4 protein-coding genes and 1 pseudogene are annotated in these 7,418 nt (G+C 69.4%); 2 read left to right on the forward strand and 3 right to left on the reverse strand.

Translation table 11 applies throughout. The features are described 5' to 3' along the window. Both ABD243_RS06305 and lipB read right to left on the reverse strand, forming a co-directional pair. Nucleotides 1-229, reverse strand: a pseudogene (locus ABD243_RS06305) (lipoyl synthase); the annotation flags it as partial. Then, nucleotides 226-894 (reverse strand): lipoyl(octanoyl) transferase LipB, encoded by a 669-nt coding sequence (gene lipB, locus ABD243_RS06310; protein ID WP_344363375.1) that lies wholly within the window; start codon nt 892-894, stop codon nt 226-228. The gene lipB and the pseudogene ABD243_RS06305, both read right to left, overlap by 4 nt. Before the next feature lie 122 nt (nt 895-1,016). Between lipB and ABD243_RS06315 the strand changes: the two genes are divergently transcribed. Then, the gene (locus ABD243_RS06315) at nt 1,017-2,771 is read left to right on the forward strand and encodes a serine/threonine protein kinase (protein ID WP_344363422.1); all 1,755 of its coding nucleotides are present in this window, start codon (nt 1,017-1,019) and stop codon (nt 2,769-2,771) included. A 67-nt stretch (nt 2,772-2,838) separates the two neighbouring features. Here ABD243_RS06315 and ABD243_RS06320 read toward each other — a convergent pair whose 3' ends face one another. Further along, nucleotides 2,839-3,732: a TIGR01777 family oxidoreductase gene (locus ABD243_RS06320; protein WP_344363378.1), complete on the reverse strand. Its 894-nt coding sequence runs from the start codon at nt 3,730-3,732 to the stop codon at nt 2,839-2,841. Nucleotides 3,733-3,806: 74 nt separating this feature from the next. Between ABD243_RS06320 and ABD243_RS06325 the strand changes: the two genes are divergently transcribed. Then, complete coding sequence (locus ABD243_RS06325) at nt 3,807-7,340, forward strand: S41 family peptidase (RefSeq protein WP_344363380.1); 3,534 nt, start codon at nt 3,807-3,809, stop codon at nt 7,338-7,340. Nucleotides 7,341-7,418: the final 78 nt, after the last annotated feature.

The raw sequence follows: 7,418 nt of genomic DNA on the forward strand, positions 1-7,418 counted from the left end.
CGATCAGGAAGGTGGCTTCCTTGTCTTCCCAGCATTCGAAGATGTTGGGGCAGCCGGCCTCTTCACACACCGTGTGGAGGCCTTCCTTCTTGACGAGGTTTTTGAGCTGGACGAACTCGGGGCCCATCTGGACCTTGGCCTTGATCCATTCCGGCTTACGCTCCACCGGTGTGGCCGCATTGCGCTGCTCAATGCGCAGCATCTTCCGGCCTTCTGGTGCCAGTGTCACAGTAGAGCTCCTTCTGGGGTTGCAACTAGGGCTTCTTCATTGTTGCGCAGTTCTTCGATGATCCGCGACACGAGGTCCGCCGGGGTGACGTCCCTGCCGGTTTCCTGGGCGATCGTGGTGACTCCGGCGTCGGTGATGCCACAGGCGATGATCTGGCCGTAGGGCGCGAGATCGTTATTGCAGTTGATCGCGAAGCCGTGCATGGTGACGCCCTCGGAGACGCGGATGCCGATGGCTGCGATTTTGCGGTCCGGGCCCTTCGCGTCCTGCTCGATCCAGACACCGGCGCGGCCCTTGATGCGAACGGCCTCGATGCCGTAGTCCGCCAGGACTGCAATGATCACCGCTTCCAAGCGCTCCACGTAGTCGCGGATGCCGGCCTTGTTCTTCAGCTTGATGATCGGGTAGCCCACCAGCTGGCCCGGGCCATGCCAAGTAAGCTTGCCGCCGCGGTCCACCGCCACAACGGGAGTCCCGTCAAAGGGCCGTTCATGGTCTTCGGTGCGCTTGCCGGCGGTATAAACGGCCGAGTGTTCGAGCAGCAGTACGGTGCTGGGAGCGGTGCCGGCGAGGACTTTTTCGTGCAGTTCGCGCTGGATCTCCCAGCCGCGGGTGTAATCGATGAAGTCCGGGGCGAGACCCAGCTGGTTGAACTCAAGAGTCATGGCATCAAGCTTAGACCCCGCCCGGCGCCGTTCCCGATTGTGTGCTTAAGCTCTCATGCCTGTGGATAACTTCTGCGGCATTCCGCCGGATCGGCTATTCCTTGGGTATGGAAGATTCCGCAATGGCCGGAAGTCCGGCCCCCATAGTGAGAGGCTACGACGTCGGCCGTTGCCTGGGCGTCGGCGGCAGCGCTACGGTCTGGCTCGTGACCGAACAGTCCACCCGCCGCGACTTCGCCCTCAAATGCTTTGACACCGGCGCCGGCACCGCGGCGGAGGACGCGGAAACGGAAGCGGCGATCCGGCGTGAAGTCCGTATCCTGTCCGCACTGGAGCATGACCACTTGGTCCGCGCCCACGCAGTGGTTCGCCTGCGGCGGCCTCATGAGGCGGGAGAGGGCGGCCTCGGGCTGGCGCTCGACTACGCTCCCGGCGGCTCGCTGGCGGCGCTCGTCGCGGGCCGGGGACGCCTGGGGCCCGGCGAGACGGTGACAGTCCTGACGCCGATCGCTCAGGCCCTGGCGTACCTTCACGGCCAAGGGTTCACCCATGGCGATGTGGCCCCCGGCAACGTGCTGTTCACCGCCTCCGGCAAACCCCTGCTCGCCGATCTGGGGGTCGCACGAATGGTGGCCGACGCCACCTCGACCGTGGAAGTCGGCACCGATGGATTCCGTGATCCGGCCCCGGCGGACGCGGTGCGGGCCGGCCTTCAGCCGGAACGGGACGTTTACTCGCTCGCGGCCCTGGGCTGGTACTGCCTGACCGGACGGGCTCCAGAACCCGGTGCGCAGCGGCCGCCCCTCCGCCTCTTCGTCCCTGAGGTTCCGGCCGCGTTGGTGGCAGCCCTCGAAGCCGGACTCAACGAGGACCGGAGGCAGCGTCCCTCGGCCGCAGACCTGGCCGCCGCGGTCTACCGCAGCAGCACGGCAGAGCCTGTGGACCTCTCTATCACCGTCCATCCGACGGTCATTCCACAATTGCTCACCCGTCGGGACGTGCAGCCCGGGCCGCGCAGGCGCCGGCCGGGGAAGCTCCGGCGGCACGGGCGCGGGTTGGCACCCGCCGGGGGCTTCCTGCGCAGGAAGCAGCCGGGTTCAGCACCGGAACAGTCATGGCGGTCCCGCTCTGGAACGCCCGGTCCGTGGCGGCGCCCGGGCGCCACCGGGGCGGCCGGAGCCCACCGAGGCTTCCGAAGGACCCCCGCACGACGGGCGGTTTCGCTCAGTCTCGTGGCTCTCGTTCTGCTGGCCGGCACGTGGCTGCTGGCCGGCGGTGCGCCGGCACGCGACGCCGTCGCTGGACTATTTTCCGCGCTCGGGGCCGACGGCGGTGCGGGCCCCGGCTCGCCGGTGCCGGCGGAACCTACCGGCGCTGCAGGGACGGCGGCTGAGCCGTCGCCCGGCCCGGCAGACGAGACGCCGACGGCCGGCGGCGGGGAAAGCCCTGTACGCCCGGATCTGGAGGCACTGCTGGCCTCGACGGACCCCGCAGAGGCCGTCCGCGGTCTCGCCCGGCTCCGCTCGCTCGCGTTCACCTCCGGGGACTTCGGCCTGCTCGACGCCGTCAATGCTCCGGCGTCGGCCGCCGCTGTTGCCGACGAGAGGATCAGGACGCAGCTCAGCGCGGCCGGCAATGTCCTCGCCGGATTCTCGACCGCCTTGACCAGGATCGAAACGGCCGCGGACAGCAGCCCCGACCGGGCCGTGGTGGCAATCACGACGGAGTCCTCCGGGTACAAGGAGCTTGACGGCGGCGGGAACGTGGTGGGACAGGTTCCCCCCGCCGCCGCACAGCAGCTTGAGCTTGTCCTCGTGCCGGTCGACGGACGCTGGCGGATTGCCGAGATCCTCCCCGGGGATCCTGACGCCGGCTAACCGGAGGAGGCCTGCTGCCTCCGGTTAGCTCCGTCCGATGAGCCGTGTCCGGCCGGCAGGGTTGAGGTCAGTCCCGGCCGGCCACCCACGCCGTGGCCTTGGCGAGTGAGGGGTGCTGCCATTCGAAGCCGTTCCCGGCCAGGACAGCCGGTTCCAGCCGCTGGCTCGCCAGCAGCAATTCCTCGGCCAGCTGGCCCATCACCAGCCGCAGCACCGGGGCGGGAACCCGCAGCACCGCAGGGCGGTGCAGCGCCTCCGCCAGTTGCGAGATCAGGGAGTTCACATCGGCGGTTTCGGGGGCGCTGACGTTCACCGGTCCGGACACCGGGGATGTGAGCAGGAAGGACAGGGCGCCCGCCACGTCCGGCAAGGTCACCCACGGCCAGTACTGCCTGCCGTTGCCGAGCGGGCCACCGACGCCGAGGCGCAGCAGCGGCATGAGCCGGCCCAGCGCGCCCCCGGAGCGGCTGAGGACGACGCCGGTTCGGGGCGTGACCACGCGGATGCCCGGGGGAGCCTCATGTGCCGCGGCCTCCCAGTCGACGCAGATCCGCGCGAGCGTGCCCGTGCCGGCAGGCGCGGTCTCGCGCAGCACCACGGACCCTGCGTTGCCGTAGTAGCCGGATGCCGACTGGCTGAGGAAGACTGCCGGAGGCTTGTCCTGCCGGGCCATCGCCGTCGTCAAAGTTTGCGTCGCGCCCAACCGGGAGCTGCGAAGCTCCTCAATCCGTGCCCGCGTCCAGGGCCGGTCGCCTATACCGGCGCCGGAGAGGTTGACCACCGCGTCCGCGCCCTTCAACGCGGTGTCATCGATCCGGCCGGCGGCCGGATCCCACTGGAACTCGGCCGGCGAGGTGGGGGGACGCCTGACCAGGGCGACGACGTCGTGCCCTTCGCTGCGCAGTGCGTTGGAAAGGGCGGTTCCGATCAGCCCGGAGGCTCCGGCAACAAGGATTCGCATGATCCATCTCACCACGCCCGGCACGGCGGCGAAACCTTCCGGGCCGTACGGGCCGTTGTAGCTATGATCGAACGATGACCCCCTCGAGTTACTTCCGTTTCCCGCATCTCCACGGCGATCTGGTCACCTTCGTGGCCGAGGACGACGTCTGGATTGCACCCGTGGGCGGGGGCCGTGCCTGGCGCGTCTCCTCCCTGCAATTGCCGGCCCGCAACCCCCGTTTCAGCCCCGACGGCAAGCGCCTGGTGTGGACTGTCGTCCAGGGGACTGCCCCGGAAGTCGTCATTGCCGACGTCGACGGCGGCGGCTACCGCCAGCTGAGTTACTTCGGCCACAGCTCCACCCGGGTCAAGGGCTTCACGCCCGACGGCGACGTCCTGGTCACCAGCGCGTTCCGCCAGTCCGACAGCCGCCACACCCATGCCTACAGCCTCCCCGTCGCAGGCGGCTGGGCGGATGAACTTCCGTTCGGCCCGGTGGAATCGGTGGCATTCGGCCCCGTCGTCGGCGACGAACGTCCCGTGGTGCTTGCCAGCGTGTTGTCGCGTGAGCCGGCATGGTGGAAGCGCTACCGTGGCGGCGCCGCGGGCAAGCTGTGGATCGACGCCGACGGAAACGGCGAATTCGAGCGGCTCGCCGCCGGGCTGGACGGCAATCTCACAGACCCCCTGTGGGTCAAGGGCCGGATCGCCTTCCTGTCCGACCACGAGGGCTACGGAAACCTCTATTCAGTACTTCCCAACGGCAGTGACCTGCGGCGCCATACGGACCACGAGGACTTCTACGTGCGCCACGCCTCCACCGACGGCGAACGCGTCATTTTCGAATCTGCCGGGGAACTCTGGCTGCTGCCGAGCCTGGACGCGGAGGCGGTCAAACTCGACATTTCGCTGGGCTCCGCCTCGCAAGCCCGCCGTCCCGCCCCGCTGAAGCCCTCACGGCACCTCGGCGACGTCATTCCGGACCGCACCGGCGCCTCCAGCGCCGTCGAATCCCACGGAACCCTCCACTGGCTGCGGCACAAGGACGGCCCCTCCCGCGTCCTTGAGGCCACCCCGGGCGTCCGGGCACGGCTTCCCCGGCCCTTCGGCGAGGGCCGGATCGCCTATGTCGCCGACCACGACGGCGTCGAGGCCCTGTACCTCAAGTCCATCGCGGCGCCCCTGCCCGGCGGACTCGCTGCGGCCCCGAAGGCGCCGCAGCCTCCTCAGTCAGTCCAGTCTGAAGAATCCGGGTCCGGCATCCCGCTGCCGAAGCCGGTGTCCGCGGCCGCGCTGACGGGCACGGGAACCACGCCAGCGGTGGCAGTCGGCTCTGTGTCCAGCCCCGCCGCGGCCGCCGCGACTCACGCATCCGGCACCGGCACATCTGGCACCGCCGGGACCGAGACGCCGACATCCGGCGGTCTCACGCGGATCGACTTCCCCAAGCCCAGCCGGGCCAGCGCTATCGAAGCCAGCCCCGACGGGCGCTGGCTCGCCGTGGGCACCGCCTTCGGTGACATCTACCTTGCCGATACGCGCACGCGCACCATGTCCCTGCTCAGCAGCATCGGGGAGGGCAGCATCGAAGGATTCACCTGGTCCCCGGACTCCGCCTGGCTCGGCTGGTCCGAGCCGGTCACGTCCTTCGGATCCCGCAGCCGGCTCCGGATCGCCAGGACCGACGGCGGCACGCAGACTGCGATCATTGACGTCACCGACGGCCGGTTCCGCGACGAATCGCCGTCGTTCACCCCGGACGGCAAATACCTCGCCTTCCTTTCCAACCGCAGCTTCGATCCGGTCTACGACGGACACTCCTTCGATCTGTCCTTCCCGAGCCCGATCAAGCCCTACCTTGTGGCCCTCGCCGCGGACACCCCGTCCCCGTTCGGCCCGAGCGTCGACCTGCAGATCGATGCGGACACGGACGCAGACGCGGACGGTGCCGCGGTGACCGGTGCCGGACCTGCGGCGTCGCCCGCAGCGAAGCAGGTGCCGGCCGTGCGGGTCGACGCCGAAGGCCTGGCCCACCGCGTCATCGGTGTCCCCGTGCCGCAAGGCAACTACTCCACACTGACCGCCGCTTCCGGCGCCCTGCTCTGGCTGGACAATGAACTCTCCGGCACCACGGGCGAAGGCCGGGCCAGCCTTGAGGACAAGGGCGCCGCACCCAGCCTGGTCCGCTACGACCTCGCCAAGCGACGCACCTCCACCCTCGTGGAGGCACTGGACAGCTACCGGATCTCCGGCGACGGGGAAAAGATCGTGTTCATCCAGGACAAACAGATCCGGGTCGCTCCCGCGGGCGCCAAGGCCGACGAGGAGTCCGGCCAGCTCGTCAAGGTGGACCTCGGGCGCATCCGCGTGCAGATGGACCCGCTCAGCGTGTGGGGCCAGGCCTTCGACGAGGCATGGCGGCTCCAGCGCGACTTCTTCTGGACCGAAGACATGGCCGGCCAGGATTGGGAATCCATCCACGCCCGCTACCGTCCCGTGGTGGAGCGTCTCGGCTCGCACGATGACCTCGTGGACCTGTTGTGGGAGCTGCACGGCGAACTGGGCACGTCCCACGCCTATGTCCGCCCGATGGCTGTCGCCGAGAACGGCAGCAGCCCCCAGGGCCGGCTCGGCGCGGACCTTGAGTTCACCGGCGAGGGCTGGGAAATCACCCGCATCCTGGCGGGGGAGTCCTCGGATCCGCTCGCTACTTCTCCGCTCACCCGGCCCGGCGCCGACGTCAAGCCCGGCGACGTCCTGCTGGCGATCGACGGCGTCGTACTCACCGAATCGCTGACCCCGGCCATGCAGCTCGTCGGCGCGGCCGGCCGTGCCGTCGAACTCACCCTGCGCAACGGTGCCGGCCACGGCGAAGCCGCGGGCGGCCAGCGCCGCGTGGCCGTGGTCCCGGTCAAGGACGAGGAACGCCTGCGGTACCAGGAATGGGTCGCCGGCAACCGGCGGACCGTCCGCGAAGCCTCCAACGGAACGTTCGGCTACCTCCACATCCCGGACATGATGGCCAATGGCTGGGCCCAGCTGCATCGCGACCTCGACACCGAAACCGCCCTCGACGGGCTGATCGTCGATGTCCGCCGCAACCGCGGCGGCCACACCTCCCAGCTCGTGGCCGAACTCATCGGACGCAAGGTCACCGGCTGGAGCATGCCGCGCGGGGAGAAACCGCGGACCTACCCGCACCACGCACCGCGCGGACCGGTCATCATCCTGACGGACGAGTTCGCCGGATCCGACGGCGACATCATCACCCAGGTCTCCAAGCTGCGGGGGATCGGACCCGTCATTGGCACCCGCACGTGGGGCGGCGTCGTCGGAATCGACAACCGCTTCGCGCTGGCCGACGGCACGGGCGTGACCCAGCCGCGCTACGCCACCTGGTTCGCCGGCGGCGTCGGCTGGGGCGTGGAGAACTTCGGCGTCACCCCGGACATCGAAGTGACCTTCCCGCCGCACGCCTACGCCGCCGGCACTGACCCGCAGCTGGAATACGGCATCGGGGCGTTGAAGGAAATGATCCAGGAACTGCCCACGGACCGTCCCCCGCTGCGCGAGGGCTACCGCCGTGTCCGGCCCGCCCCGTTGCCTGCACGCCGGCAGGGCAGCTAGTCCACCGCGGCTAAACGCCAAAGGCCCCCGCTGCCCTGGAAAATCCAGGGCAGCGGGGGCCTTCGCTTTGCTGCCTGA

The organism is Arthrobacter humicola, from assembly GCF_039531445.1.
Lineage (GTDB): Bacteria > Actinomycetota > Actinomycetes > Actinomycetales > Micrococcaceae > Arthrobacter > Arthrobacter humicola.

Coding starts and splice junctions, on each gene's coding strand:
- lipB (WP_344363375.1), bottom strand. CDS start 894: ATGACTCTTGAGTTCAACCAGCTGGGTCTCGCCCCGGACTTCATCGAT.
- ABD243_RS06315 (WP_344363422.1), top strand. CDS start 1,017: ATGGCCGGAAGTCCGGCCCCCATAGTGAGAGGCTACGACGTCGGCCGT.
- ABD243_RS06320 (WP_344363378.1), bottom strand. CDS start 3,732: ATGCGAATCCTTGTTGCCGGAGCCTCCGGGCTGATCGGAACCGCCCTT.
- ABD243_RS06325 (WP_344363380.1), top strand. CDS start 3,807: ATGACCCCCTCGAGTTACTTCCGTTTCCCGCATCTCCACGGCGATCTG.